A 25,130-nucleotide genomic window follows, 5' to 3' on the forward strand; every position below is an offset into this window, starting at 1 on the left:
GTACACTCAATTGACGGCGAACCGGGCCAGTTCATGGGCGACCATGCCGTCCAGGTCCTCGGCGGGCGGCGACGGGAGTTCGACCGCGCGGTCTCGGGTCGGCAGCAGGACGACCGCCGTACCGGGAGTGGTGATCTCACCCCGCTGGTTCTCGCACCGCACCTCGACGTGCACCTCGGCCCGCCCATCCACCTGCCGCTTGTCGACGACCGTGCCGCGCACCCACGTGGTGTCGCCGTGGTAGTTGAACTTCCGGTGCTCGCAGCGCAGTTGCCACAGCCAGCCGTCATCGCCGATCCAGTCGGTGAGCAGATGGCACAGCCAGGTCTCGCGCATGCCGCCGTAGTCGTACGGGCCCGGCAGGCCGAGTTCCCTCGCCCGCTCGGGTTCCCAGTGCAGGCGTTGCACGGTGTCCGGGATGTTCAGCGGGTTCGGCGGATAGAGGCCGGGGGCCCTGCGCCGTACCTTCGCGGCGATCCCGAAGGCGCCGGGCGGGGTGAGCTGCATGCCCCAGCCCAGGTGCCAGACGACCACGTCCGTGGTGGTCAGCGGCCCCTTCACCCGGGGCTGGAGCTCCTCGCCTATCTCGACGTCCTCCCAGTAGCGGGGCTCGGCTCCGCGCCGGGTCTCGGCCGCGTACGCGGCGTCGATCTCCGCGAGCTGCTCGGCCGTGTAGGGCTCCTGCGCCAGCTGCTCCTTGGCCCGCTTCTTCGAGGTGTGGCGTTCGGCGTTGATCCAGGTGCCCCGCCGCAGCGCGTGCATCTCGCCGCGTCCGTTGGCGTAGAGGTAGTCACGGACGACGTGTGCGGTGCGCCCGCCGAAGCTGCTGCGCTTGAGGTGGACGCCGACCTGGGTCTGCAACACCCGGCAGCGGTCGCCGAGTTGGAGTGGGCGCCACCATTCGAACTCCATCACCGCCTGGTAGGACCCGAGTCCGGCGAAGGGGTCGCCCTTCAGCAGTGCCTTGGTCTCGGGGTCGGGCTTCGGGGCGGCGTCCTCCCCCATCGTGTAGAGGAAGGTGGGCGGTGCGACGAGCGAGCCCCAGCGGGTGCCGGCCGCGTGGTCCGGGTCGCAGTACAGGGGGTTGTCGTCGCCGTAGCCGTACGCGAAGTGGCGTACGCCGTCCCAGGTCACCTCGTAGTTGTGCGGGGGGTTGCGCTGCGGCTGGGGAACGCCGAGCCGCCGGCGGGAGCGCTCGACGGCCTCTTCGGTCAGCACGCCGAAGTGCTCGGCGGCCTTCTCCTGGGTGTCCGTCATCGCTGGTCCTCCCTGATGAGCCCGGCACGGACGAGGTCGATGAGCTCCACACGGCTGACCTTGCTCGACGGGGTCCGGGGCAGTGCGTCGAGGACGACGATGTGCGCCGGCACCTCGTAGGGGGTGAGCTCCGCCCGGCAGAGGGCGACCAGCTCGGCGGTGTCCGGCGCAGGCCGTCCCGGCTCGATCTCGACCGCCGCGACGGGCACCTCGCCGAGCCGCGGGTCCGGCAACCCGGCCACGGCCGCCTCCCGCACGGCCGGATGGGACTCCAACACCTTCTTGACCGTCTCCGGCTGCACCTTGAAGCCACCGCGGATGATGGCGTCGTCCGCCCGTCCCTCGATCCACACGAACCGGTCGGCGTCGATCCGGGCCAGATCGCTGGTCCGCACCCATGTCCGGCCGCCCCGGGTGCTCTGCTCGGTACGGACCTCCAGTCGGCCGGTCCTGCCGACGGGCAGCTCGGCGCCGTCCTCGCCGGTCACCCTCAACTCGACGCCGTCGAAGGCGCGTCCGGCGCTGCCCGCCTTCCGCTGCCACCACCGCTCGTGCAGGGGCAGTGTCCAGCCGACCACCGCTCCGGCGAACTCGGTGGCGCCGTAGGTCATGAGCACGGGGATGCCGTAGGTGCGGAAGAACGCGTCGGCGAGTTCCGCCGGGCAGGGCGCGGTGCCGGAGGTGATGACCTGCAAGGCGGCCAGCCGTTCCTTCGACACGCCCGCGTCGAGCACGGCTCGGATGGCCGCGGGCACCAGGCTCGCCGCCCGCAGGCCGTGGCGTTCCACGGCGCTCACCCACGGTTCGACCGCGAACTTGGGCAGGAGGAGCATGCGGCGCCCGGTCGCGAGGCAGGCGAGCGCCCGCCACAGGCCGCCGATGTGCACGAGCGGTGTGGCCACCAGCGACGCCGACGGCGACAGCAGTCGCGCGGACTTCGGGGTCTGCCCGCCGGAGACGAGTGCCTGGTCGAGCTGGCCGATGCGCAGATGGACGCGTTTCGGGGGGCCGGTCGTGCCCGAGGTGAGCATCTCCACCGCAACGCCGGGGTTGGCGGGCGACTCGGCGGGGGCCGTGCCGCCGACGGCTCGGAGGGTGCCGTCGGCGCCCAGTTCCAGGGCCGCGCCGTGGCCGGTCACCGCGCTCAGGACGCCCTCGCGTGCCAGGGCCTCGGCGCCTGAGACGACGACGGGCAGCTCGCAGCGGGCGATGTCGGCCGCGAGGCGCGCGGCGGGCTGCAACGGGCTGAGCATCACCAGGCACCGCCCGGAGGCGATCACCGCGGCGACGACGGCGACGTGTTCGGGTCGGTTCTCCAGTACGACGCCGATGCGGGCGCCTTCCTGCAGGCGCGCCGCGTCGAGCGCGTCGACGACGCCTTGTGCGGTCTTCTGGACCTGGCCCCAGGTCCACCAGTCCCCGTGGTGCTCGATCGCCTCGGCGTCGGCGGGAGCTTCGGCCAGCAGCAGGGACAGGCGATCGCGAATTCCCACGTGAGCAACCTTTCGTCATCGGTGTCCTGAGGAGTCCTGTGACGTGCTGAGATGTTCCATGACGTCCTGAGGCGTCCTGATACGGCGACGGTTCTCAGATCCCCACCAGGTCGGCCAACCGCGCCCGGTGCGTCGCCGGGCTCCCGAAGAGCTGCTCGGACGACTTCGCGCGCTTCAGGTAGAGGTGCGCGTCGTGCTCCCACGTGTAGCCGATGCCACCGTGGATCTGGATGTTCTCCTTGGCCGCGTGGGTGAAGGCGGCCGAGCAGTACGCCGCGGCGAGCGCGGCGGACACCGGCAACTCGCCCGAGCCCTCGGCCGCCACGGACATCGCGTGGTACGCCGCCGACCGGGCCGCCTCGACCTGGAGCAGCATGTCGGCACACTTGTGCTTGACGGCCTGGAAGGACCCGATGGGACGGCCGAACTGCACCCGCACCTTCGCGTACTCCACCGCCGCGTCCAGACAGGCCTGCGCACCGCCGACCTGTTCGGCCGCCAGTGCCACGGCCGCGAGGTCGAGCACGGTACGCAGGTACGCGGAGGCGTCCCCGTCCGGGCCCACCCGCACGGCCACCGCGCGGTCGAGGTCGATCCGCGCCAGCCGCCGGGTCGGGTCGAGCGTCTCCAGTCGGGTGCGGGTCACCCCGGAGGCGTCTCCGTCCACGGCGAAGAGCCCAAGTCCCGTGTCATCGCGTGCCGTTACGAGGAGCAGGTCGGCGGTGTGCCCGTCGACGACGAACATCTTGGTGCCGGACACGGTCCAGCCGCCGTCGTCGCGCGTGGCCGCGGCCCCCATGTCCTCCGGCCGCCACGATCCGTTCGCCTCGGCCATCGCCAGCGTGGCGGTGAGCGAACCGTCGGCGATCGCGGGCAGCCATCGTGCCTTCGCCGTGCCGTCGCCGGAGGCCGCGAGGGCCTGGCCGGCGAGGGCCACGGTGGCGAAATACGGCGACGGCAGGAGCACGCGCCCCAGTTCCTCCAGCACGATCCCCAACTCGACCGGGCCACCGCCGAATCCGCCGTACTCCTCCGGCAAGGCCAGGCCGTGCAGCCCGAGTTGACCGGCCATCTGCCGCCACAACGCCGGATCATGGCCATCGTCGGACTCCATCCAGCGTCGTACGGCCGCGCTCGGCGCCTTTTCCGTGAGGAAGCGGCGCAGTGTCGCGCGGAGTTCCTCCTGCTCGTCGGTGAGCGTCAGTGCCACTCTTCCTCCACCGTCACCGGGGTGTCTTCGAGAGCAGGTAGGCGGAGAAGTCGGGCATCCGCGCCCGGTCCACGATCTCGATCCGCACGCCGGAGGGGTCCAGGTGGTAGGCGAAGATCGACAGAGCTCCGTCGACGATCGCGCACGCCTCCAGCGGGAATCCCGCCTCCTCCAGCCCCTTCGACGTCGTCTGCAGGTCGTCGCAGAAGTAGCCGAGGTGGTGCGTCGCCATGCGTTCGCCCGCGGTCCACGGTGTTCCGGGGATCTCCTGCACGAGTTCGATGTGCGGGGCGTCGAGCGAGTAGGCGAAGCGCAGTTGGAGGGGGCGTACGCCGTCCGCCAGTCGGACCTGCACCTCGCCGGTCATGGTCTCGGTCCACCGGTGGCCCGCGACCTCGGTCATCCGGGCCTTCCAGGCTTCGATGTCCGGGACCACGATCCCGGTGTGGTACAGATCCGCCGCTGCGAGGGGATGCGTCATGGTGCCCCTCACCACTCCAGGCGGAGCGACTTGATGCCGTACATGTTGCCGTGCTGCCAGAGCTCCTGGCCGGGTGCGATCCGGTAGTCGGGGATGCGCCGGTGCCATTCCTCGACGGCCACGTTGAGCTCGAGGCGGGCGAGGTGCGAGCCGAGGCAGCGGTGCGGGCCCGAGCCGAACGCGATGTGGTTGGTGGCCTTGCGGTGCAGGTCCACCTCGAGGGGGTTGTCGTACCGCTCGGGATCGCGGTTGGTGACCGCCAGCGGAAGCATCACCATCTCGCCCGCCTTGACCGGGCAGCCGCCGACCTCCACGTCCTTCGTGGCCTTGCGGGCCGGGACGACGAACGAGTACACGCGGAGGGTCTCCTCCACGGCGGTGGGGATGAGCGACGGGTCGGCGAGGATCTCCGCGCGCTGCTCCGGATGCGTGGCGAAGTGGTACAGCGCCCAGCCGATGGAGATCGGGACCGTGTCGAAGCCGGCCTGGAACAGCAGGATGCAGAACGCGTGCATGTCCCGGTCGCTGATCGCTTCGCCGTCGATGGTCCAGGTCATGGCGTGGGAGAGCAGGTCGTCGCGCGGGCTCTTGCGGCGCAGGGCGATCTGTTCCTCGAAGTACGCCGAGACGGCCAGCATGGCGGCCATCTGCCTCTTGCCCTCGGGGTCCTCACCGTGGGAGAGGTGCAGCAGCTCGTGGACCCAGTCCAGGAAGATCGGCAGATCCTCCTCGGGCAGGCCCATCAGGCGCATGAAGATCAGGGTCGGGAAGCGGCGCGCGAACTCGTCGAGCACGTCGGCGCCGTCGTGCTCCTTCAGTGCGTCGATCAGCCCGGCCGCGACCTCGCGCACCTCCGGCTCGCGGGCGGCGACGGTGTTCGGGGAGAAGTAGCGGCCCAGCAGGCGCCGCCACACGGTGTGCACCGGCGGATCGAGCATCTCGGGGATCCACAGGAACTTCGGATCCGGTTCGAGCGCCGTCACCGACTTGTTGGAGAAGGTCTGCCAGTCCTGCAGGGCCTGCTGCACCGCCGGGCCGTCCGTGACGACCCAGAAACCACGGGCGACGGTGCTGCGGAACCCGCTGTGGGTGCCGGCCATCTCGTCCCACCGCTCGTGGTGGCTGAGGACCGGGCCGCCGAGCCGGTTGTCGAAGGGGTAGGCGGGCACGCCGTCGTGGGTTCCGTCGGGTTCGAGCGTCGTACTCATTCACGGCTCCTTTCGTCGTACGTCCGTCACGTCGCCGCGCCGTCGATCTTGAGCGCGATCAGCTCGTCCTCGCCGAGGCCCAGCTCGAGCAGGACCTCGTCGGTGTGTTCCGCGAACTGCGGTGCCCTGGTCAGGTCGGCCGGGGTCTCGTCGAACTGGACGGGGTTGGCGACCAGTTCGCGGTCGACGCCGTCGGCGTCCACGAGGGGAGCGATCAGACCGTTGGCGCGCAGGGCGGGGTCCTGGCCGACCTCCCAGGCGTTCTGTACGGCCGCCCACTGGCCCTCGCCCCGGGAGAGGATCTCGACCCACTCCGCGTAGGGGCGGGACGCGATGAGGTCGGCGACGATCTCGGCCGCCTCGGCGGCGTTGGCCATCAACTTCTCGGTGCTGTCGAAGCGTTCGTCGCCGCTCAGTTCGTCGCGGCCGGCCAGCTTGCAGAACTCCGACCAGTACCGGCCGGGTTGGAGCATCGACAGTTCGATCCAGCGGCCGTCCGAGGTGCGGTAGGCCCCGATGAGCGGATTGGTGGCCGAGCCGTGCCGGGGCGGGGTGTTCACCGGGAGCGGGCCGCCGGTCAGCAGCGCGAGGTTGACCGTGAACTGGGTCGCCCAGGCACCGACGCCGACCAGCGACACGTCCACGACGGACGGTTCACCGGTGGTGGCGCGGGAGTAGAGAGCGGCGGCTATGCCTCCGGCGATGGTCATGCCGCCCATCGAGTCGCCGTAGGCGCCGGCGGGCATCCGGGTCATCCGGTCCGCGCCGGGCGGGGTGACACCGGCGGCGCTTCCCCCGCGCGCCCAGAAAGCGGTGCTGTCGTAGCCGCCCTTGCCCGCCTCCTCACCGCGGGCGCCGAAGCCGCTGCCGCGGACGTAGATGATGTCGGGGTTGATCGCCCGCACGTCCTCGACGTCGATGCGCAGCTTCGCCCGCGCCTCCGGCAGGAAGTTCGTGAGGAACACGTCGCTGTTGCGGATCAGTTCCTCCAGCACCGGGCGCGCGGACGGCTTCTCCAGGGCGAGGCCGACGCTGCGTTTCCCGCGGTTGGGCCCCTCCATGATCGGGAAGAACGACGACCCCTTGCTGGCCGCCTCGTAGCCGAGCACCCGCACCAACCCCCGCTGGGCGTCGCCGCGTTCGGCGTGCTCGATCTTGATCACGTCGGCGCCCCAGTCCGCGAGCACCGCGCCCGCCGCCGGGACGAAGGTGAACTGCGCGACCTCGAGCACCCGCACGCCCTCCATGGGCCTCTGCATCAGACCAACCCCTCCGCGGCTCATCCCTATTGCGCATACCTAATGCGGCAAGTCTGGCTCCGAGTATGGACCGAGGGACCTAAAAAGTATACTGTTTTCGTCATGCTGGATTTCTCGATCGACCCCGATTTCCAGGCCAAGCTCGACTGGGCGGCGGCCTTCGTACGCGAGGAGGTCGAGCCTCTCGACCTCCTGTTCCCGCACGGCGGTGACCCGTACGACACCCGCAACGAGAAGGCCCGCGCGATTCTGCGGCCTCTCCAGGACCAGGTCCGGGAACAGGGTCTGTGGGCCTGCCATCTCGGCCCCGACCTGGACGGACCGGGCTACGGCCAGGTGAAGCTCGCCCTCCTCAACGAGATCCTCGGCCGCTCCTACTGGGCCCCGACGGTGTTCGGCACCGCGGCCCCGGACACCGGCAACGCCGAGATCCTCGCCATGTTCGGCACCGAGGAGCAGAAGGACCGCTATCTGCGGCCCCTGCTCGACGGCGAGATCGTCTCCACGTTCTCGATGACCGAGCCGCAGGCGGGCGCCGATCCCAAGGAGTTCGTGTGCCGCGCCTGGCGCGACGGGGACGAGTGGGTGATCGACGGGGAGAAGTGGTTCTCCTCCAACGCCCGGTACGCGGCCTTCCTCATCGTCATGGCCGTCACCGATCAGGAGGCGCCGCCGCATCAGCGGATGTCGATGTTCATCGTCCCGGCCGAGACGCCCGGTATCGAGATCAAGCGCAACGTCGGTGCGATGGACGAGCGGGAGTCCCTCGAGGAGGGCATCCACGCCTATATCCGCTACCACCAGGTCCGGGTGCCGCTCGACGCCATGCTCGGCGGCCCGGGCGAGGGCTTCAAGGTCGCCCAGGCCCGCCTCGGCGGCGGCCGTGTGCACCACGCCATGCGCACGGTGGGCAAGTGCACCCGTGCCTTCGACATGATGTGCGAGCGCGCGCTGTCCCGCCGTACGCAGGGCACCCTGCTCGCCGAGAAGCAGGCGGCGCAGCAGTTCATCGCGGACTCCTGGGTGGAGTTGCAGCAGTTCCGGCTGCTCGTCCTGCACACGGCCTGGATCATCGACACCCAGCCGCACGGCGCCGCGCGCACCCAGATCGCGATGTGCAAGGTCCAGACGGCCAAGGTGCTGCACGACATCATCCAGCGGGCGGTGCACCTGCACGGCTCGCTCGGCACGACGGGCGAACTCCCGCTCGCCAAGTGGTGGATGGCCGCGCCCAACCTCGCCCTGGCCGACGGTCCGACCGAGGTGCACCGCACCACGATCGCCAAGCAGCTGCTGAAGAAGTACCAGCCGGCCGAGGGGCTGTTCCCGAGCGAGCACATCCCGCCGAAGCTGGACGCCGCCCGCAAGCGGTACGCGCACATCATCGAGGACGACGGGCTCGCCGGACGGGTGGACGGATGACCGACGGTCGCAACGCCAAGTCCATCGCCCCGGCCGACCTGTTCGACCTGTCCGGCAAGGTCGCGCTCGTCACCGGTGGCAGCCGGGGCCTGGGCCTGGAGATGGTGCGCGCCTTCGCCACCGCGGGCGCCGACGTGGTGATCGCCAGCCGCAAGCTCGACGCGTGCGAAACAGTCGCCGCCGAGGTCCGCGACCTGGGCCGGCGCGCCCTGCCTGTCGCTGCGCACGTGGGCCGCTGGGACGACCTCGGCCGGCTGGTCGACACGGCGTACGAGGAGTTCGGGAAGATCGACGTCCTCGTCAACAACGCCGGCATGTCACCGGTGGCGCCCTCGTCGGCAGAGACCAGCGAGGAACTGTTCGACAAGGTGATCGGGGTCAACTTCAAGGGCCCGTTCCGGCTCGCCTCGCTGATCGGGCAGCGGATGGCGGACGGGGACGGCGGCTCCATCATCAACGTCTCCTCCTCGGGAGCGCTGATGCCGCAGCCACGGTTCGGGCCCTACGCCGGTGCGAAGGCCGCGCTCAACGCGCTGACCACCGTCTTCGCCCTGGAGTACGGCCCGAAGGTGCGGGTCAACACCCTCTCGGCGGGTCCCTTTCTCACCGACATCTCCAAGGCCTGGTCGGAGGAGAAACGGCAGACCACGCGCAGCGCGCTCGGCCGGCCCGGGCGGCCGGAGGAGGTCATCAGCACGGCGCTGTACTTGGCGAGCGACGCGTCCAGTTATACGACGGGGGCGCTGATCCGGGTGGATGGCGGCCTGTACTGAGCGCTCCGCTGGTTATGCGGTTCGTTTGCCGCGGGCCGGTGGGGGCTGGTCGCGCCCACGCGGCGGAGCCGCATATCGATACAGCCCCGCGCCCCCAGTGCGGGCAGCATGCGCCGGTGCATGTCGGTCAGTTCCCCCGCCTTCCGTCCGCGTTTGATGAGCAGCGCGGTCGCCGCGGACTCCTTGTACTTGGTGAGCGCCTCGAACCAGGCCAGGTCGTGCAGCGGCTCGCCCCGGACCTCCTGGTAGGTGTCGAGCAGTTCGGCCTTGCCGGGCATCCCGGTCGGCTCGTCCGACAGGGATGCCGGGTGGCGGGCCTCGTCGGTGAAGAAGGTCAGCCAGGTCAGGTCGACCCGGGGGTCGCCGAGCGACCAGATCTCCCAGTCGATGACCGCGTTGACCGAGTCCGCGTCGCACAGCGTGTTGCCGAGCCGGTAGTCGCCGTGGGTGAACACCGGCATCATCGCCGCGGGCACGGTGGCGTGCAGGCGCTCCGCGACCGCCTCGTGGCCGGTGCGCAGGTCCTCCGGGACGGTCGTGAACGCCCGGGTCCAGCGGTCGATCTCGGCGCGGAGCGTGACAACAGGCTCCATCGCCAGGGGAGTTCGCTTGGGATCCACCCGGTGCAGCTGCGCGAGCATCCGCGCCGCGTCGAGGGCACGGGACCTGACCTGTCCGGCGGGAAGCGTTCCGCGTGGTACCAGCACCGGCTCCACGCACTCCCCGGGCACCAGCTCCATGGCCACGAACGGCTGGACTGCCGGTGGTGCGCCCTTGTCGCTGAACAGCACTTTCGGCACCCGGACCCCGTGCACTCCGGACAGCACCTGCATGAGCCGCGCCTGCCGCAGCACGTCCCGGTTGCGGACGGGTTCCAGGCCGGGCGGGGCCACCTTGAGGACGATGCGCTCGTACTCGGCCGGGACACCCGACAGGACGGCCACGTAGGTCAGGCTGGACGTGCCGCCGGCGAGCGGCTCGACCGCGTCCACCGTGGCCCCGGGAGCCCAGCCGCGGAGCACCGCGGCCGTACGCTCCGTCAGCTCCGGGAGCAGACTCGTACTGTTCACGACGGTGCTCATGGCTTCGTCCGTTCCGAGGTCAGGGCCGCGACGATGTCACGGCGTACGAGCTTGCCCGTCGCGGTGCGGGGCAGTTCGGGCCAGGAGGTGATGTGGTCCGGGGTCTTCGAGCCGCGCAGGGTGTCGCGGACCGCGGCGCGCAGGGCCGTGCCGTCGACCTCCGCGCCGTCCCGGGTCACGACCACGGCCTCGATCCGCTGGCCCCATTCCTCGTCGGGAACCCCGACGACGACCGCGTCGAGCACGTCCGGGTGCCGCAGCAGGACGTCCTCGATCTCGGCGGGCGCGATGTTCTCGGCACCGCGGATGATCGTGTCGTCGACCCTGCCCTCGATGTGGAGGTAGCCGTCGGCGTCGACGCGGCCCCGGTCGCGGGTGTGGAAGAAGCCCCGCTCGTCGACCGCGGAGCCCTGGCCGGCGTACTCGCCCGAGACCTGTTCGCCGCGCACCCAGATCTGCCCGGTCTCCCCCGGGGCGACGGCCTCGCCGGTCACGTCGCGGACCTCCAGTTCGATGCCCGGCACCGGCAGGCCCGCCGAGCCGAGCCGGGCCCGCACCGCGGGATCGTCGCTCGCGACGGCCGTCCGGTGTTCCTGCGGGCCCAGGACGGTGATGGTGGACGAGGTCTCGGTGAGCCCGTAGGCGTTCACGAAGTCCACGTGCGGCCACGCGCGCAGGGCGGCCTCGATCACCCGCACCGGCATCCGGGCCCCGCCGTAGGCGAGTGCGCGCAGCGAGGGCACCGACCGGTCGACTGCGTCCGTGTCCATGACGCGGGCGAGCATCGTCGGCACCACCATCGCGTTGGTGATCCGCTGCTCCCGTACGAGGCCGAGCCAGCCCTCCGGCGTGAACTGGTCGAGGGTCAGCGCGCGGCGGCCCGCGTACAGGTTCGTCAGCACGTTCGACACGGCGGCGATGTGGTACGGCGGGACGCTCACCAGGGCCGCCTCGTCGGGGTCGGCTGCGGCGAACTCCACCGTGCCGAGGACGTACGACACCAGGTTGTGGTGGCGCAGGACGACGCCCTTCGGCGTGGAGGTCGTCCCACTCGTGTAGATGAGGACGGCCGGGGAGTCGGGCTGCGCCGGAACGTCGTCGGCGGGAAGGCCGGTGTGGTCCGCGGCCTCGGCGAGCCACTCGGCCGGGCTCAGCACCGGGAGCCCGGCGCGGCGCAGTGCCTCGCCGTGTTCCGGGTCGGCGATACCCAGTGCGCGGGGGTGGTTGGCGAGCAGGACGTCGAGTTGTTCGTCGCCCAGCCGGTAATTGACCGGAACCAGGGGGACTCCGGCGCGGGCCGCGGCGAACAGCGCGACGGGGAGGGCCGGGCCGTTCACCGCCAGGTACACGATCGCGTCGGCGCCCCTCCCGTGGACGACGCGCGCCCCGCCGTCGGACAGCTCGCTCAACCGCCGCGCGCTCAGCCCACCGTCCGTGCGCCCGATCACGACCCGGTCGCCGAAGCCCTCGGCGGCCATGTCCAGAAGCATCGATATGTTCATGTGCCCGCCCCGTCCCCTCAGTCCGAGGCCGGCAGCGGCTTGGCGCTCTTCACGGGCAGCGGCACGCCGTTCACGGCGATCGTGCCCGGCCCGGGCTTGGTGCAGAGCAGTTCCACGCCCAGGTCCTCGTCGGCGTACCGCTTGCCGAGCAGCGAACCGCCCATCAGGTCGGGGTGGGGGGCGCCGGTGGTGGCGGACCCGGGCCCGTTCCCCTCGGTCATGGCCGCCCCACCGCAGGTGATCTCCAACTCGCCGTCGGGGCACCGGACGACGATCACCGCCGTCGTATCGACCGTACTGGCGAGCATCTGCCCCACGCGTGGCCTCATCGCAACGTCCTCCGCGGCTCTTGTGATCCCGAGCAACTGTGCTGAGTAACCAGAAAAAAGTATACTACTTACCTCGATCGCGTCGAGAACGGAGTTGCCGGATGGATCTCGAGACCGTCCTGTTCGAGGTGACCGACCACGTCGCCACGATCACACTGAACCGGCCCCAGGCCATGAACGGCTTCAACCAGCGGATGCTGGAGGAGTTCTCCGACATCTGGCAGACCGTCAAGACCGACGACGACGTGCATGTCGTCGTGCTGCGCGGCGCCGGTGAGAAGGCGTTCTGTACGGGCATGGACGTGAAGGAGGGGATCGACCGCCACCCCAACGTCTGGTCGCAGACCGACCCCGGCGAGTACCTCTCGCCGAAGCTCAACCAGGTGTGGAAACCCGTGGTGTGCGCGGTGCACGGCATGGCCGCCGGCGGCGCCTTCTACTGGCTCAACGAGGCCGACATCCTCATCTGCTCCGAGGAAGCCACGTTCTTCGACCCGCACGTCAGCTACGGGCTCACCGCGGCCCTGGAGCCGATCGGACTCGCCCGTCGCATCCCGCTCGGCGAGGCGCTGCGCATCGCGCTGCTCGGCCTGGACGAGCGCGTGTCGGCGGCGCGCGCCCTGCAGATCGGCCTGGTCAGCGAGGTGCTCCCGCGCAATCAACTGTGGGACCGGGCCGACGAGATCGCCCGGATCATCGCCGCCAAACCCCCGGCCGCGATCCAGGGAACCGTCCGGGCGATCTGGGAGTCGCTCGACGCCACGCGCACCCAGGCACTGCGCACCGGACTGTCGTACACACAGATCGGCAACCCGATCGGGAAGGCGGAGATCGACCGCTCCGCGGTGCCTCGGGGGCGGTGGACACTGCGCTGACACTCCCCTACCCTCTCCTAATTAAGTGTACTTTTTTACCGATCGCATCACAGATTCCAACGGGAGGCGCTCATGCGGTTCGGCATGCCCTGGCCCGGCCGGGACGTCGCACGTGAGGCCGAACAGGCCGGCGTCGGCGCCTTCTGCGCCGGGGAGTTCGTCGACCACGACGCCTATCTCACCGTGGCCGACATCGTGGCGAACACCGAGCACGCCTTGGCGGGCCCCGCCATCGCCTACGCGTTCGCCCGCACCCCGTACGCGCACGCCACCGCCCTGCGCCAGTTGCACGCCCAGGCGCCGGGCCGGCTGTTCCTCGGCCTGGGCAGCGCCGCGTTCCGGATCAACCGCGACTGGCTGGGCGTGCCCGCCGACCGTCCCGTGGACCGGATCGCCGAGACCGTCGGTGCCGTGCGGGCCTGGCTGCACGCGGAGAACGGCGAACAGGTCCGCTACTCGGGCGAGTTCTACTCGCTCGACGCCGACGTCCGCGCCCCGGTGCTCGGCCGGCTGGACATCCCTGTCCTGCTCGCCGCGTTCAACACCCGCATGGCCGCCACCGCGGGCCGGGTCGCCGACGGGGTCATCGGGCACGGCCTGTTCACCGCCCCCTGGTGGAACGACGTCGTACGGCCGTCCGTCGAGCGCGGCCGCGAAGGAGCCGCGCGTCCGCTCGAACACGGCTGGATCATCACAGCGGTCGACGACGCCGCACCCGAGCGCGCCATCGCCGACGCCCGGCGGATGATCGCCTTCTACCTCACGGTGAAGACGTACGACCCTTATGTCGCCCGCCACGGCTGGGAGGAGCCGATCGCACGGCTCCGGGCCGCGTTCAGAGCCGGTGACACGGATGAGATGGCGAAGGCGGTGACCGACGAGATGGTCACCGCGATCGCCGTGTGCGGGACGACCGCCGACGCCAAGGACGCCCTCGCTCGCCGCGCCGGCTCGCTCCCCCGCGACGTCGGCTACTTCGCGCCTCCGAGCTTCATGGTGAGCCGCAGGCGCAGGGCCGCCTACGCCCAGGCATCCCTCGCGCTCATCGGTGCCGTACCGGATCCGGTCTGACCCCGCACACCGCATCGGCCCCGGAGCGGTCTCGCTCCGGAGCCGATGCACAGCTCGGCCGCGGGTCAGGCGTTCTCGGTGACGGGGGCGAGCTTCTTGCTCTTGTCGAAGTGCACGACGTCGGCCAGCGTGCCGCCCAGGATGGCCGCGCGGTCCTCGTCGGAGACCGTGTCGTCGAAGTTCTCGGCGATGCACTCGGCACTGTTGCGGAAGGTGCCCTCCGCGTGGGGGTAGTCGTTGCCCCACATCACGGTCGACAGCCCGGTGATGTGACGGGCCTTGACGGCCGTCGGATCGTCCGCGAACTGCACGTGGATCTGCCGCTGGATGTACTCGCTGGGCTTGAGCGGGTAGGGCCACTTGTCGTTGATGGTGAAGAGCCGGCCCATGGCGGGCTGGTCCTTCGCATCGCGACTGTCGTCCCAGAAGCCGAGCCACCAGTCGGGGTCCTGCCCGGTGCCGGTCTTCCAGGCCTTGTCGATGTAGCCCATGAAGGAGACCAGCCAGCCGGCGCCGTACTCGATGAGGTTGAAGTGCAGGTCGGGGAAGCGCTCACAGACGCCACCGCCGACCAGCTGCGCGATGATGCGGCGCGGGCCGCCGTCCCCGCCTCCGCCGGCCAGGAGCCGGCCCGACACCATGTCGTCGGTCAGCTGGCCCTTGCCCATGTTGACGGCCGTCATCATGCCCCGGACCGTGGCCGCCGTCTCGGACTGGGCCTCCCTGACACTCACCCCGCCGGTGGCGACGTGGATGAACACCGGCATCCCGTGCGCCTGGGCGGCCGCCCACACCGGGTCGTACATCGGGGAGTAGTACGGCGCCGGCGCCGTCTCCGGCAGCAGGATCGCGCCCAGCCCCATACGTGCGCACCGCTCGATCTCGGCGACCGCCTCGGGAATGTCGGTGAGCGGGATCGCCGCCGTCGGGCGCAGTCGCTCCTTGTACGGCAGGAAACGCTCCGCGATGTAGTCGTTCCACACGCGCGCGTGCGCCATCGACAGCTCGTGGTCGTCGGTGAACAGCACGAACAGCGACAGGTTGGGGAACATCACCGAGGCGTCGACGCCGTCGAGGTTCATGTCCCGGATGATGTGCTCCGGTACGCCGTCCGGGGTCTCGCCGCCGAACTGCCGGTACTTGGAGATGGTCCAGCCGTCGAACCCGATCGTGTGGAGTTTCTTGAACTCGGTGTGCCCGCCCTCGACGATCGGCTCGTCGAGCGTGAACTCCTCTTCCCAGAGGGCCCGGTCGCGCAGCTGCTTCGGCAGCCGATCCCTGAAGAGATCTGCCGGCTCGATGATGTGCGAATCGCCGGAAACCACGAATTCCTTGAACACAGGCGGTACCTCTTTCGAACCTCGTTGTCCGTGCTAGAACCCACCCTGCAGATGCCGCCGAAGTTACCTGTACCGACCGGTCCAGTCAACGATTCAGCATACGGAATCGCAAAAGTCAGGAACGACCCGAAAGCTGACAGGTAGCTGACACTTGATCGACGACACACCCCTTCCCGGCCAACCAGAATTCAGTACACTCAAATTAACGGACGTGGCGTAACGCAGGGCGATCAGGAGACCGCACATGACGACGGCGTACTCGTTCTCTTCACAGCTCTACATCGACGGGCGCCGGACCGACGGGCGGTCGGACAGCCCGATCCTCGTCCGCAACCCGGCGACCGAGGAGACGGTGGCGGAGGTACCGGGCTCGTCGCTCGCGGACGTGCGCCAGGCGGTCGAGGCGGCCCGGCGTGCCTTCGACGAGGGCCCATGGCCACGGATGAAGCCCGCGGAGCGGGCCGCCGCCCTGTTGCGCATGGCCGAGGAGATGGAGCGCAGGCTGCCCGAACTCGTGGCCGTCAACATGGCCGAGGCGGGCTCGGTCCGCGCGCTGGCCGAGACCCTGCAGACCCGGGTCCCGGTGGCGCACCTGCGCGACATGGCCGAGCGGGTGATGCCGGCCTTCGCCTGGGAACGCCCGATGGACCCGACGATCGCCCCGGGCATCGGCATCTCCCAAGGGGTGCTGCGCCGTGAGGCGTTCGGTGTGTGCGCACTGATCTCCGCCTACAACTTCCCCTTCTTCCTCAGCATGATGAAGGTGATCCCGGCGCTCGCCGCCGGCTGCACCGCCGTACTGAAACCGGCGCCCGCGACTCCCCTGGAGTCCCTGCTGATCGGCGATTTCGCGGACGCGGCCGGCCTGCCTCCGGGCGTGCTGAACATCGTGACCGGTGACATCGAGGCCGGCCGGGAGCTGACCACCCACCCCATGGTGGACCTCGTCAGCTTCACCGGGTCGGACACCGTCGGGCGCACGGTCTACGCCCAGGCCGCGGCCTCCCTGAAGAAGGTCGTCCTCGAACTCGGCGGCAAGTCGGCCAACATCGTCCGCGCCGACGGCGACCTCGACGGTGCCGTGCGGTCCGCACTGACGGGCATCACCACCCATGCCGGACAGGGCTGTTCCCTGCTGACCCGCACCCTCGTGCACGAGTCCGTCCACGACGAGCTGGTCTCCCGGCTGAGCGCGGCCCTCGCCGCCGTCCAGGTCGGCGACCCCGCGGACCCGTCCACCACCATGGGCCCGCTGATCAGCGAGGCGCAGCGGGACAAGGTCGAGAAGCTGATCCGCGTGGGTGAGGAAGAAGGGGCGCGCATCGTCTTCGGCGGCAAACGCCCGGCGGGTCTCGAACGGGGTTACTTCGTGGAACCCACCCTGTTCGCCGGCGTCGACAACGACATGACCATCGCGCGTACGGAGTTCTTCGGGCCGGTCGGCGTCGTCATCCCGTTCCGCACCGACGAGGAGGCGGTACGGATCGCGAACGACAGCCCGTACGGCCTCGCCGGCGCCGTCTGGAGCGCCGACACCGTGGCCGCACACGAGATGGCGTCCCGCATCCGGGCCGGCGGTGTCACGATCAACGGCGGCAGTGCCGGAGTGAACCCGCGGGCGGCGTTCGGCGGGTACAAGCAGAGCGGACTCGGCCGGGAGTGGGGCGAGTTCGGGCTCGACGAGTACCTGCAGACGAAGACGGTCAGCTGGGCGGCACGCTGATCCGCGTGGCCGCCCAGCGGTCGCCTACTTGACGGACACCTTCACGCCGGGGATCTGCTCCCCGCAGGCCGGCGCCCCCTGCGGGTCCGGCACGAACTTCTCGCCCTTCAGGAGGGAGACGAAGGTGCAGTCGCCCGGGCCGCCGACCGAGTAGGACCCCTTGTTCTCGAAGTCGGCCGGCTGCGGGAACAGTCCTCCGGCGGTCCAGGTCTTGTCGGCCCGCAACGCGGCCATCAGCTTGTCCTGGCTCGCGGTGCAGCCGGCCTTCTCCAGCCCGTGCAGGAGCAGGTCCGCGCTGATCCAGCCGACCGCCTGCGAGAACGACGGAATGCCGGACGTGGACTTGGCGTACTTCTTGAGCGCCGTGGACCAGGTGCGGGTCGCCTCGGTGTTCTTCTCCACCGGTGAGTAGGACGTCATGAAGCCCACCCCCTGCGCCACTTTCAGCGTGGGCGGCGACTTCAGGAGGTCCGCTCCGTAACCGGTGGCCAGCAGGATCGACTTCATCTCGACGCCGGCCCGGCGCAGTCCGGTCGCGAGCGCGAACCCGGTCTCGGGGATCACCGGGGCGTACAGCACATCCGCGCCGGACTTCTTGATGCCCAGGACGATCGGGCCGACGTCGCTGGTGCCGAACGGGACGCGCTCGTTGACGTAGCCGCGTTCCAGTCCGGCGTGTTCCGCCGAGACCGCGGCTCCCTCGCCGGCCTTCGCGGCGCTCGGCGTGTTGTAGGCGACCACGGCCACCTTGGTCCCGCCGAGCTTCTTCCAGTACGTGCCGAGGGTCGTCGCGGCCTTGTCGTAGTCGGTGCCGGACATCGCCGGGAAGAGGTTGTCGTACTTCGGGTTGAACCACTGCTCGCCGCCGTCGAACGCGCCGCCGAGGAACGGTGTGCCGCCGGCCTGCGTGCCGGCGTACTGCCCGGCGCCGAAGAAGTACGTGCTCACCGGCAGGACGGCGTACACCTGCTCCTGCCGCACCAGGCGCTGGGCCGCGGTGAGCGCGCCCTGCGGTGTGGACTGGTCGTCGCCCATGACCACGTCGAAGCCGCGTGAGGCGCACTTTCCGCCCGCGGCCTTGTAGGCCGCGAACCGGGCCTTCACCCCGCTCTCGGTGCCGGCGTAGTGCGCACCGGCCGCGCCGCTCAACGATGTCAGGACACCGACCTTGACCGGCCCACTCGTGTTGTCCGCGCCGGCGGAGCCGCCGCCGCATGCGGCAAGTACGAGTACCGCGGCGCTCGTCCAGGTCGCGATGGTTCCGACTCTCCCCATCCGCTCTCCTCCGTCCCGTACCGCCCTCGGCCCGTCGGGCGACGGTTCCGGCAGGTGGTCCGCGAGGCACAGTGGAGCATATTGAGTATCCTTTGTCACCGGTCGAGGCAGGAGAAATCCGTCCACAGGGTTGACTGAGCTCGCTTATGAGCGCACTTTAATCCGTACCCGCTCTCACGAGCACCGTCCTTCCAGGAGGCCGTCGTTGCTCTCCTACGTCGTCGCCGGCCTCGCTCTCGGGGCCATCTACGCGATCGCCGCCGCCTCGCTGGTCGTCACCCACGTGTCGTCCGGCGTCTTCAACTTCGCCTTCGGGGCCATGGCGTTCGCCGTGGCCCGCTTCTACTACTTCCTGTACGTCGAGCACGGGTGGCCGCTTCCGCTCGCGGCCGTCGTCGCCATCGGACTGTTCGGCCCGGGGCTGGGCGTGCTGCTCTACGCGGTGCTCTTCCGCCATCTGCGGCTGCGCTCTCCGCTGGTCAGGATCGTCGCAACGATCGGCCTGTCGGTCGCGCTGCCGCCGCTCGTCAACCTGGTGCTCGGGCAGCTGGTGAACGTCACCGCTCCGGGCCTCGCGCCTCAACCGGTCGCGGTGTTCCGGCCGTTCGGGACCGTCGTCGACATGAACCAGCTGATCATCTACGCGGCGCTGAGCGTGGTCCTGGTCGTCGGCACGGGCCTGCTGCGGTACACCGACACCGGACTGAAGGTCCGCGCACTGGTCGACTCGGAGGCCCTGACCGCGATGTCGGGTGTCAGCCCCACGCGCGTCTCCCTCGGGGTATGGGCGTTCAGCGCACTGCTGGCCGGACTCGCCGGCGTGCTCGTGGCGCCCACCGCCGGTCTGTCGGTGGACGGCATGACCTTCCTGATGGCGGCCGCCTTCGCGGCGGTGGTGGCGGCGCGGCTGCGCAACCTGCCGACGGCCGTCGCGGTCGCACTCGCCATGGGCGTCGTCACCAGCGTGATCCAGCGCTACCTCGATGCGGACAGCGCGCTGTCGGCCCAGATCGTCCCCAGCGTCCCGTTCCTGTTCATGCTCGTCTTCCTCATCGCCCATGCCCTGCGCGGACGGGCCGGTGACGCGCCGGCGGGCGGGGCACTGGACCGTGCCATCCGCGCGGAGGCCGCGGGCGCGCCGACCGCGACGAACCGTTCCGGGTTCGTCGCTCCCCTGGTGACACTCGGCGTCGTCGCCTGTCTGCCCCTGGTCCTCGACGACTTCTGGACCGGGCTGACGGGCACGGGCATCGCCCTGGCGACGGCACTGCTGTCCTGCACGCTCGTCACCGGCGAGGGCGGCATGATCTGGCTGTGCCAGATCACCTTCGCGGGCTTCGGCGCCCTGCTCGCCGCCGACCTCACCGCGAACTCCGGGTGGCCCCCGCTGGCGGCGGTCCTGGTGAGCGCGCTGTGCGTCGTCCCCGTGGGGGTGGCGCTCGGTCTGCTGACGATCCGTCTGGGCAACCTGTACGTCGCCCTGGTGACGCTCACCTTCGGACTCCTCGCGCAGAACCTCGTCTTCCTGCGGGACCGCTTCTACAACTCGGGCCAGGGCATCTACATGCCCCGTCCCGAATGGGCCCTGGACAACCGGACCTTCGCCCTGCTCGCGCTGGCGGTGTTCGCCGTACTGGGCCTGTTCGTCGTGAACCTGCGGCGCTCGACCGCCGGGCTGGCGGTGACCGCGGTCCGCTGGAGCGAGGCCGGATCCCGCACGCTGGGCCTGGGCATCGTGCCGGTCAAGGTGCTCGTGTCCGCGGTCGCCACCTTCGTCGCCGCGGTCGGGGGCGGCTTCCTCGCGCTCGCCTACCAGTCGGCGCTGCCCGACTCGTTCAATCCGTTCACCGGGCTGGTCTGGCTGGCGGTCCTGGTCACCGTGGGGGCGCGGCCGGTCGTTGGCGCGCTCGTCGCCGGTGTGGCGTTCGCCGTGCTGCCCAGCGTGTTCCAGACGTATCTGCCGACGCGATGGGCCGAAGTCCCCGTCATCCTCTTCGGGTTCGGCGCGGTCATGCTCGCCCGCAACCCCGAGGGCATCATCGCCATGCACGCCCGACAGTTGCGTGATCTCAGCCGGTGGCGGCAGAGCCGTCGGGAGCCTGCGATCGCTCAGGGAGACCTCGCATGAGCGCCACTTCGGGTACGACATCCCCGCGCATCGAGGCCAGGGGTGTCACCGTCCGCTTCGGCGGTCTCGTCGCCCTGGACCAGGTCGATCTGTCGGTGCCGCCGGCCTCGGTCGTCGGGCTGGTGGGCCCCAACGGGGCGGGCAAGAGCACGCTGTTCGCCGTACTGTCCGGGCTGCTCGCGCCCAGCAAGGGGACGGTCCTGATGGACGGTCAGGACGTCACGGGAGCGAGTGCGCAGGCGCGGGCCAGACGGGGTCTCGCGCGCACCTTCCAGCATCCGGAGCTGTTCCCGGGGCTGACCGTCCGCGAGCACGTGGTGCTGGCGTACCGGCTGCGGCACACGCGCCATCGGATCTGGACCGATCTCGTCACCGCGGGCGGCTTCCGGCGGGCGCCCGTCGACGAGGACCGGCGCACCGACGCGCTGCTCGCCGCGCTGCGGCTGACCGCGCACGCCCATCGGCCGGTCTCCGGACTTCCCCTGGGCACCAGCCGTCTGCTGGAGATCGCCCGGGCGCTCGCCGTCGATCCGGGCGTACTACTGCTGGACGAGCCGTCGTCGGGGCTCGACGCACGGGAGACCGACGAACTCGCCACGACGCTCACCGGTGTCGTGGCCGACCACGGGGTGTCTCTGCTCCTGGTCGAGCACGACGTCGAGCTCGTCCTCGGGATGAGCGACGTCGTCCATGTCCTCGACTTCGGCGTCAAGATCAGCGAAGGCTCCCCGGCCGAGGTCCGGGCGGACCCTGCCGTACGCGCCGCCTACCTGGGTGCGGACCACGGCGAGGAAAGGACTTCCGCATGACCGTCACGGCGCCTCCCCTGCTCGCCGTCCGCGACCTGACCGTCCGCTACGGCGCCGCTCACGCGCTGCGGGACGTGACCTTCGACGTGCCGCCGAACAGTGCGCTCGCCGTGCTCGGACCGAACGGAGCCGGCAAGAGCACGCTGGCCAGAGCCCTCTCGGGGCTCGTCCCGCCGGTCGCCGGAACCGTCGTATTCGAAGGCCGTGACGTCACCGGGAGCACGCCCGACGCGATCCGCCGGGCCGGTCTCGTCCATCTCCCCGAGGGGCGCGGTGTGTTCCCCTCGTTGACGGTCATGGAGAACCTGCGCATGGCCACCGCGTGCGACCGGCGCCGCCGGGCCGCGGCCGTCGACAGGGCCTTCGAGATCTTTCCCGCGCTGCGGGAGCGGCAGCGCCAGGCGGCGGGGACGCTCTCCGGCGGCGAGCAGCAGATGCTGTCCCTCGCCCGGGCCCTGATGGTCGACCCGCGGCTCGTGATCGCCGACGAGTTGTCCCTCGGCCTCGCGCCGAAGATGGTCGACGTGGTGTTCGAGAGCCTGCGCCGGGCCCGGGCCGCCGGCGTCGCCGTGCTCATGATCGAGCAGTTCGCGAGTCGGGCGCTCGGCTTCGCCGACCACTGCCTCGTCCTCCAGCGCGGTCGGATCGCGTGGTCGGGCGGCACCGACGAGGCCGGTCCGGAACTGCTGAGCCGCTACCTCGGGGACGCCACGGCAGCCTGACTCCCCATCGCCTTAGGGCCGGTCCGTGCGCGCGGCGAACCGTCGCGCCACGTCGGCCACATCGGGACGGCGCCGCAGCTTCGCCTCCGCCTCCAGCGTGAGGGCGTGGGCGAGGCTGGTGCCCTCACCGGCGGCGAGCAGTCCGAGGGTCTCCGCGACGGCCCCGGGATGGGCGGCTCGTATCAGGTCCGCAATCTCGCGCGCGCGGTCGAGCAGACAGTCGTGCGGTACGACCTCGGTCACCAGGCCCGCCGTGAGCGCCCGTTCCGCGTCGACGGGTTCGCCGGTGAGCATCATCCGGCGTGCCAGGCGGCCTCCGACCGCGCGGGGCAGCAGGGCGCTCATCCCCCAGCCCGCCGTGAGGCCGATCGCGGCGTGGGTGTCGGCGAACCGGGCCCGCTCGGAGGCGATGAGGAACGAGCAGGACAGCGCCAGCTCCAACGCCCCCGTGTAGCAAAGCCCGTTGACCACCCCGAGCACCGGTGTCCGGGACGCACGCACCACCTCCGCCGGGTCGGTGCGCGCTCCGCGAGGGGAGCCCGTGCCGTTTCCCAGCGCCTCCTTCAGGTCGATCCCGGCCGAGAACGCGGGGTCGGAGCCCGTGAGGACTACCAGCCGGGTCTCCGCGTCGGCGTCGGCCGCTCGCACCGCCTCGATCAGTCCCCGCCGCATCGCGATCGTCATCGCGTTGCGCGCCTGCGGGCGGGCGAGCGTCAGCCACAGCACGCCGTCCGCCCAGTGACTCTCCAGTCCCTCGACTCCGACCTGGATCACGGTCGTTCAGACCGTCAGGACCATCGCCGAGCCCATGCCGCCACCGGCGCACATGGCCGCGACTGCGGTTCCCCCGCCGCGTCGGCGCAGCTCGTGCGCCAGGGTGACGACCATGCGGGTGCCGGTGGTCGCGATCGGGTGGCCGAGGCTGCATCCGCTGCCGAAGGGGTTGACCCGCTCCGGGTCGAGGCCCAGTTCACGGGTGGTGGCCACGGCCACGGCGGCGAAGGCCTCGTTGACCTCGAACAGGTCCACGTCGTCGATGCCGAGCCCGGCCCGGTCGAGCGCCTTGCGGATCGCGGCGATCGGCGCCAGCCCCGTCTCGACGGGGTCGACACCCACGCTCGCCCAGGCCCGCACGGTCGCGAGGGGTGTGAGCCCGTGCGCGGCGGCGAGGTCCGACCCGGCGACGACGACCGCGGCCGCACCGTCGTTGACGCCGCTGGAGTTGCCGGCCGTGATGGAGAAGCCCTCGATCTCCGGGTGCAGCGGCTTCAGCGCCGCGAGCCTCTCCCTGCTGGTGTCGCGCCGCGGATGCTCGTCGGTGTCGAAGACCGAGGTCGCGCCGTCCCGGCCGGTGACCTTGACGGGCACGATCTCGTCGGTGAACCGGCCCTCGTCGATGGCTCGTACGGCCCGCTCGTGGGAGCGCAGCGCCCAGGCGTCCATCTCCTCGCGGGTGAGACCGGCCAGCCGGGCCGTGTTCCAGGCGACGAGAACACCCATGTCGTTGTTGGGTGCTTCGGGCGTCGGGACGTGGGTCGGCGACATCCAGGGGTCCTGCCAGTCGTCGGTGCCCGGAATCCGCCGCCGGGCCACCGGTGCCGTGGACGAGGACTGCGTACCGCCCGCGACGACCGCGCGGTCCATTCCGGCGCGCACGCTCGCGGCGGCGGTCGCCACGCTGGCGAGACCGGAGGCACAGTGCCGGTTGTGCGCCAGACCCGGGACGTGCGTCAGCCCCGCCTCGATCGCCGCGTACCGGGCGATGTCGCCGCCTCCGGCCAGGGATTCACCGAGGACGAGGTCATCGATCGCCTCCGAGGGCAACCCGCCGCGCTGTACGGCCTCGCGCACGACCAGGGTGGCGAGGTCGAAGGCGCTGGTGTCCCGCAGGGTGCCCCGTCGGGCGGTTCCGATCGCGGTGCGGCAAGCGGAGAGGAGTACGGCATCAACCATGAAATTCAGAGTACTTAACAGGGCCATCGGTCGAAAGACCTCCAGTGAAACTGGCTCGATACCTCGACCCGATAGCAAATAGAGGATACTTTGTTCCGGTGAACTTCGAGCTCAGCGAGGAGCAGGCCATGTTGCGCGACGCGTCGCGCGATCTGCTGGCGGACCGGGCCCCGATCGAGCGCGTACGGGCGTGGCTGGACGGCGACGAAGACGTCGACCCCGAGGTGTGGCGGCTCATGGCCGAACTCGGGTGGCCCGGGCTGGGCCTGCCCGAGGAGTACGACGGTGCCGGACAGGGCGTGGTGGAACTCGCGCTCGTCGCCGAGGAGTTGGGGCGCGCGCTCGGGCGGGGTCCGTTCGTGCCCACCGCGATCGTCGGCCGGGCACTCGCGGCAAGCGGATCGTCCCGGCTGCGGGCCGAGACCCTGCCCGCGCTCGCCGCGGGATCGGGCTGGGCGACCTGGGCCTTCGCAGAACCGCACGCACCATGGACCCTCGACGGCGTCCACACCACCGCGGACGCCTTTGTCCTCGACGGAGTCAAGACCGCGGTGCAGGATGCCGGCGGCGCCCGATGGCTGCTCGTCACGGCACGGCACGACGGCGTCCCGGCGTTGTTCCTCGTCGACCGCGACGCTCCGGGAATCACCATCCGGCGCCAGCGAGTCCTCGATCAGACCCGGGCGTTCTACGAGGTCAGGTTCGAGGGCGTACGCGTCCCGCACGAACGCCGCCTCGACGCCGGGCCCGAGGAGATCCAGCGACTGCTCGACGAGGCATCGGTGCTGCGGTGCGCCGACGCGCTCGGGGTGATGGAGCGCATGCTGGAGCTGACGGTCGAACACACCACGGCGCGCGTGCAGTTCGAGCGGCCCATCGGTTCCTTCCAGGCCGTCAAGCACGCGTCCGCCGACATGGCCCTGCTCGTCCACGGCACCCGCGCCGCCACCTACTACGCGGCGATGGCGGCCGACGCGGGCGCCGACGACTCCGCCCGAGCGGCCTGCGCCGCGGCCTCGTACGCCTCGGCGGGGGCCGGCGAGGTCGCGGCCCGGGCGCTCCAGCTGCACGGCGGTATCGGGTTCACCTGGGAGCACGACCTCCATCTCCACCTGCGCCGCGCCAGGGCCGACAGCGTGCTGTACGGCGACGCCGCCGTGCACCGCGACCGGCTGTGCGGCCTCCTGCGGCCATCTCCCGCGTCCGCCTGAGCGAACA

General features: G+C 70.8%; 22 protein-coding genes. 9 read left to right on the top strand and 13 right to left on the bottom strand.

What is annotated here, in order from left to right:
• Positions 1–6: 6 nt before the first annotated feature.
• From IG08_RS0143355 to IG08_RS0143380, 6 genes are all read right to left on the bottom strand, one after another.
• Complete coding sequence (locus IG08_RS0143355) at positions 7–1,257, bottom strand: MaoC family dehydratase (RefSeq protein ID WP_030616791.1); 1,251 nt, start codon at positions 1,255–1,257, stop codon at positions 7–9.
• Positions 1,254–2,750, bottom strand: a complete 1,497-nt coding sequence (locus IG08_RS0143360; RefSeq protein ID WP_030616795.1) for a class I adenylate-forming enzyme family protein — start codon at positions 2,748–2,750, stop codon at positions 1,254–1,256. The genes IG08_RS0143355 and IG08_RS0143360 overlap by 4 nt, the downstream gene beginning before the upstream one ends.
• Positions 2,751–2,844: 94 nt before the next feature.
• On the bottom strand, positions 2,845–3,960 hold the full coding sequence (locus IG08_RS0143365; RefSeq protein ID WP_030616798.1) for an acyl-CoA dehydrogenase family protein: 1,116 nt from the start codon (positions 3,958–3,960) through the stop codon (positions 2,845–2,847).
• A gap of 13 nt (positions 3,961–3,973) precedes the next feature.
• Positions 3,974–4,441 (bottom strand): VOC family protein, encoded by a 468-nt coding sequence (locus tag IG08_RS0143370; RefSeq protein WP_030616801.1) that lies wholly within the window; start codon positions 4,439–4,441, stop codon positions 3,974–3,976.
• Positions 4,442–4,449: 8 nt separating this feature from the next.
• Positions 4,450–5,649 (bottom strand): cytochrome P450, encoded by a 1,200-nt coding sequence (locus tag IG08_RS0143375; protein WP_030616804.1) that lies wholly within the window; start codon positions 5,647–5,649, stop codon positions 4,450–4,452.
• A 26-nt stretch (positions 5,650–5,675) separates the two neighbouring features.
• Positions 5,676–6,908, bottom strand: coding sequence for a CaiB/BaiF CoA transferase family protein (locus IG08_RS0143380; RefSeq protein ID WP_030616807.1), 1,233 nt, complete (start codon positions 6,906–6,908; stop codon positions 5,676–5,678).
• A 102-nt stretch (positions 6,909–7,010) separates the two neighbouring features.
• On the opposite strand from IG08_RS0143380, the gene IG08_RS0143385 reads away from it, so the two are divergent.
• Together IG08_RS0143385 and IG08_RS0143390 are read left to right on the top strand one after the other, a co-directional pair.
• Positions 7,011–8,330: an acyl-CoA dehydrogenase family protein gene (locus tag IG08_RS0143385; protein WP_030616810.1), complete on the top strand. Its 1,320-nt coding sequence runs from the start codon at positions 7,011–7,013 to the stop codon at positions 8,328–8,330.
• Positions 8,327–9,103 carry an SDR family NAD(P)-dependent oxidoreductase gene (locus IG08_RS0143390; protein WP_030616814.1) on the top strand — a complete coding sequence of 259 codons (777 nt, stop codon included), beginning with the start codon at positions 8,327–8,329 and terminating at the stop codon, positions 9,101–9,103. The genes IG08_RS0143385 and IG08_RS0143390 overlap by 4 nt, the downstream gene beginning before the upstream one ends.
• Here the strand turns inward: IG08_RS0143390 and IG08_RS0143395 are convergent.
• Genes IG08_RS0143395 through IG08_RS0143405 form a run of 3 tightly spaced genes read right to left on the bottom strand, consistent with a single transcriptional unit; the run spans position 9,058 to position 12,016 of the window.
• Positions 9,058–10,185 carry a phosphotransferase family protein gene (locus tag IG08_RS0143395; RefSeq protein ID WP_078655969.1) on the bottom strand — a complete coding sequence of 376 codons (1,128 nt, stop codon included), beginning with the start codon at positions 10,183–10,185 and terminating at the stop codon, positions 9,058–9,060. The genes IG08_RS0143390 and IG08_RS0143395 overlap by 46 nt on opposite strands.
• Complete coding sequence (locus IG08_RS0143400) at positions 10,182–11,687, bottom strand: class I adenylate-forming enzyme family protein (protein ID WP_030616821.1); 1,506 nt, start codon at positions 11,685–11,687, stop codon at positions 10,182–10,184. The genes IG08_RS0143395 and IG08_RS0143400 overlap by 4 nt, the downstream gene beginning before the upstream one ends.
• A 17-nt stretch (positions 11,688–11,704) precedes the next feature.
• Complete coding sequence (locus tag IG08_RS0143405) at positions 11,705–12,016, bottom strand: hypothetical protein (protein WP_030616826.1); 312 nt, start codon at positions 12,014–12,016, stop codon at positions 11,705–11,707.
• Between the two features lie 101 nt (positions 12,017–12,117).
• Between IG08_RS0143405 and IG08_RS0143410 the strand changes: the two genes are divergently transcribed.
• Together IG08_RS0143410 and IG08_RS0143415 are read left to right on the top strand one after the other, a co-directional pair.
• Positions 12,118–12,891, top strand: coding sequence for an enoyl-CoA hydratase/isomerase family protein (locus IG08_RS0143410; protein WP_030616829.1), 774 nt, complete (start codon positions 12,118–12,120; stop codon positions 12,889–12,891).
• Between the two features lie 72 nt (positions 12,892–12,963).
• Positions 12,964–13,962, top strand: coding sequence for an LLM class flavin-dependent oxidoreductase (locus IG08_RS0143415; protein ID WP_030616833.1), 999 nt, complete (start codon positions 12,964–12,966; stop codon positions 13,960–13,962).
• 65 nt (positions 13,963–14,027) lie between these two features.
• On the opposite strand, the gene IG08_RS0143420 is transcribed toward IG08_RS0143415, so the two are convergent.
• Complete coding sequence (locus IG08_RS0143420) at positions 14,028–15,287, bottom strand: amidohydrolase family protein (RefSeq protein ID WP_234343120.1); 1,260 nt, start codon at positions 15,285–15,287, stop codon at positions 14,028–14,030.
• Positions 15,288–15,546: 259 nt separating this feature from the next.
• On the opposite strand from IG08_RS0143420, the gene IG08_RS0143425 reads away from it, so the two are divergent.
• On the top strand, positions 15,547–17,025 hold the full coding sequence (locus IG08_RS0143425) for an aldehyde dehydrogenase family protein (protein WP_030616839.1): 1,479 nt from the start codon (positions 15,547–15,549) through the stop codon (positions 17,023–17,025).
• A gap of 24 nt (positions 17,026–17,049) precedes the next feature.
• On the opposite strand, the gene IG08_RS0143430 is transcribed toward IG08_RS0143425, so the two are convergent.
• Positions 17,050–18,300, bottom strand: a complete 1,251-nt coding sequence (locus IG08_RS0143430) for an ABC transporter substrate-binding protein (protein ID WP_052425112.1) — start codon at positions 18,298–18,300, stop codon at positions 17,050–17,052.
• A gap of 205 nt (positions 18,301–18,505) precedes the next feature.
• On the opposite strand from IG08_RS0143430, the gene IG08_RS0143435 reads away from it, so the two are divergent.
• Genes IG08_RS0143435 through IG08_RS60860 form a run of 3 tightly spaced genes read left to right on the top strand, consistent with a single transcriptional unit; the run spans position 18,506 to position 21,959 of the window.
• On the top strand, positions 18,506–20,428 hold the full coding sequence (locus IG08_RS0143435) for an ABC transporter permease (RefSeq protein ID WP_052425113.1): 1,923 nt from the start codon (positions 18,506–18,508) through the stop codon (positions 20,426–20,428).
• Complete coding sequence (locus tag IG08_RS60855; RefSeq protein WP_030616848.1) at positions 20,425–21,237, top strand: ABC transporter ATP-binding protein; 813 nt, start codon at positions 20,425–20,427, stop codon at positions 21,235–21,237. The genes IG08_RS0143435 and IG08_RS60855 overlap by 4 nt, the downstream gene beginning before the upstream one ends.
• The gene (locus IG08_RS60860; protein ID WP_030616851.1) at positions 21,234–21,959 is read left to right on the top strand and encodes an ABC transporter ATP-binding protein; all 726 of its coding nucleotides are present in this window, start codon (positions 21,234–21,236) and stop codon (positions 21,957–21,959) included. Before IG08_RS60855 ends, IG08_RS60860 begins: the two co-directional genes overlap by 4 nt.
• A 12-nt stretch (positions 21,960–21,971) precedes the next feature.
• Here IG08_RS60860 and IG08_RS0143450 read toward each other — a convergent pair whose 3' ends face one another.
• Positions 21,972–22,733 carry an enoyl-CoA hydratase-related protein gene (locus IG08_RS0143450; protein ID WP_052425114.1) on the bottom strand — a complete coding sequence of 254 codons (762 nt, stop codon included), beginning with the start codon at positions 22,731–22,733 and terminating at the stop codon, positions 21,972–21,974.
• 6 nt (positions 22,734–22,739) lie between these two features.
• A complete protein-coding gene (locus IG08_RS0143455) occupies positions 22,740–23,912 on the bottom strand; it encodes a thiolase family protein (RefSeq protein WP_030616856.1) in 1,173 nt (390 codons plus the stop codon).
• A gap of 98 nt (positions 23,913–24,010) precedes the next feature.
• Here IG08_RS0143455 and IG08_RS0143460 point away from each other — a divergent pair, with 98 nt between their 5' ends.
• Positions 24,011–25,123, top strand: coding sequence for an acyl-CoA dehydrogenase family protein (locus IG08_RS0143460; protein WP_030616860.1), 1,113 nt, complete (start codon positions 24,011–24,013; stop codon positions 25,121–25,123).
• Positions 25,124–25,130: the final 7 nt, after the last annotated feature.

It is taken from the genome of Streptomyces fulvoviolaceus (assembly GCF_000718165.1).
GTDB lineage: Bacteria > Actinomycetota > Actinomycetes > Streptomycetales > Streptomycetaceae > Streptomyces > Streptomyces fulvoviolaceus.

What these genes read in the sequence shown, in the direction of transcription:
- IG08_RS0143375 (WP_030616804.1), bottom strand. Translation starts at nt 5,649, where the DNA reads ATGAGTACGACGCTCGAACCCGACGGAACCCACGACGGCGTGCCCGCC.
- IG08_RS0143380 (WP_030616807.1), bottom strand. Translation starts at nt 6,908, where the DNA reads ATGCAGAGGCCCATGGAGGGCGTGCGGGTGCTCGAGGTCGCGCAGTTC.
- IG08_RS0143370 (WP_030616801.1), bottom strand. Translation starts at nt 4,441, where the DNA reads ATGACGCATCCCCTCGCAGCGGCGGATCTGTACCACACCGGGATCGTG.
- IG08_RS0143400 (WP_030616821.1), bottom strand. Translation starts at nt 11,687, where the DNA reads ATGAACATATCGATGCTTCTGGACATGGCCGCCGAGGGCTTCGGCGAC.
- IG08_RS0143430 (WP_052425112.1), bottom strand. Translation starts at nt 18,300, where the DNA reads ATGGGGAGAGTCGGAACCATCGCGACCTGGACGAGCGCCGCGGTACTC.
- IG08_RS0143395 (WP_078655969.1), bottom strand. Translation starts at nt 10,185, where the DNA reads ATGAGCACCGTCGTGAACAGTACGAGTCTGCTCCCGGAGCTGACGGAG.
- IG08_RS60860 (WP_030616851.1), top strand. Translation starts at nt 21,234, where the DNA reads ATGACCGTCACGGCGCCTCCCCTGCTCGCCGTCCGCGACCTGACCGTC.
- IG08_RS0143410 (WP_030616829.1), top strand. Translation starts at nt 12,118, where the DNA reads ATGGATCTCGAGACCGTCCTGTTCGAGGTGACCGACCACGTCGCCACG.
- IG08_RS0143355 (WP_030616791.1), bottom strand. Translation starts at nt 1,257, where the DNA reads ATGACGGACACCCAGGAGAAGGCCGCCGAGCACTTCGGCGTGCTGACC.
- IG08_RS0143385 (WP_030616810.1), top strand. Translation starts at nt 7,011, where the DNA reads ATGCTGGATTTCTCGATCGACCCCGATTTCCAGGCCAAGCTCGACTGG.
- IG08_RS0143390 (WP_030616814.1), top strand. Translation starts at nt 8,327, where the DNA reads ATGACCGACGGTCGCAACGCCAAGTCCATCGCCCCGGCCGACCTGTTC.
- IG08_RS0143425 (WP_030616839.1), top strand. Translation starts at nt 15,547, where the DNA reads ATGACGACGGCGTACTCGTTCTCTTCACAGCTCTACATCGACGGGCGC.
- IG08_RS0143455 (WP_030616856.1), bottom strand. Translation starts at nt 23,912, where the DNA reads ATGGTTGATGCCGTACTCCTCTCCGCTTGCCGCACCGCGATCGGAACC.
- IG08_RS0143405 (WP_030616826.1), bottom strand. Translation starts at nt 12,016, where the DNA reads ATGAGGCCACGCGTGGGGCAGATGCTCGCCAGTACGGTCGATACGACG.
- IG08_RS60855 (WP_030616848.1), top strand. Translation starts at nt 20,425, where the DNA reads ATGAGCGCCACTTCGGGTACGACATCCCCGCGCATCGAGGCCAGGGGT.
- IG08_RS0143415 (WP_030616833.1), top strand. Translation starts at nt 12,964, where the DNA reads ATGCGGTTCGGCATGCCCTGGCCCGGCCGGGACGTCGCACGTGAGGCC.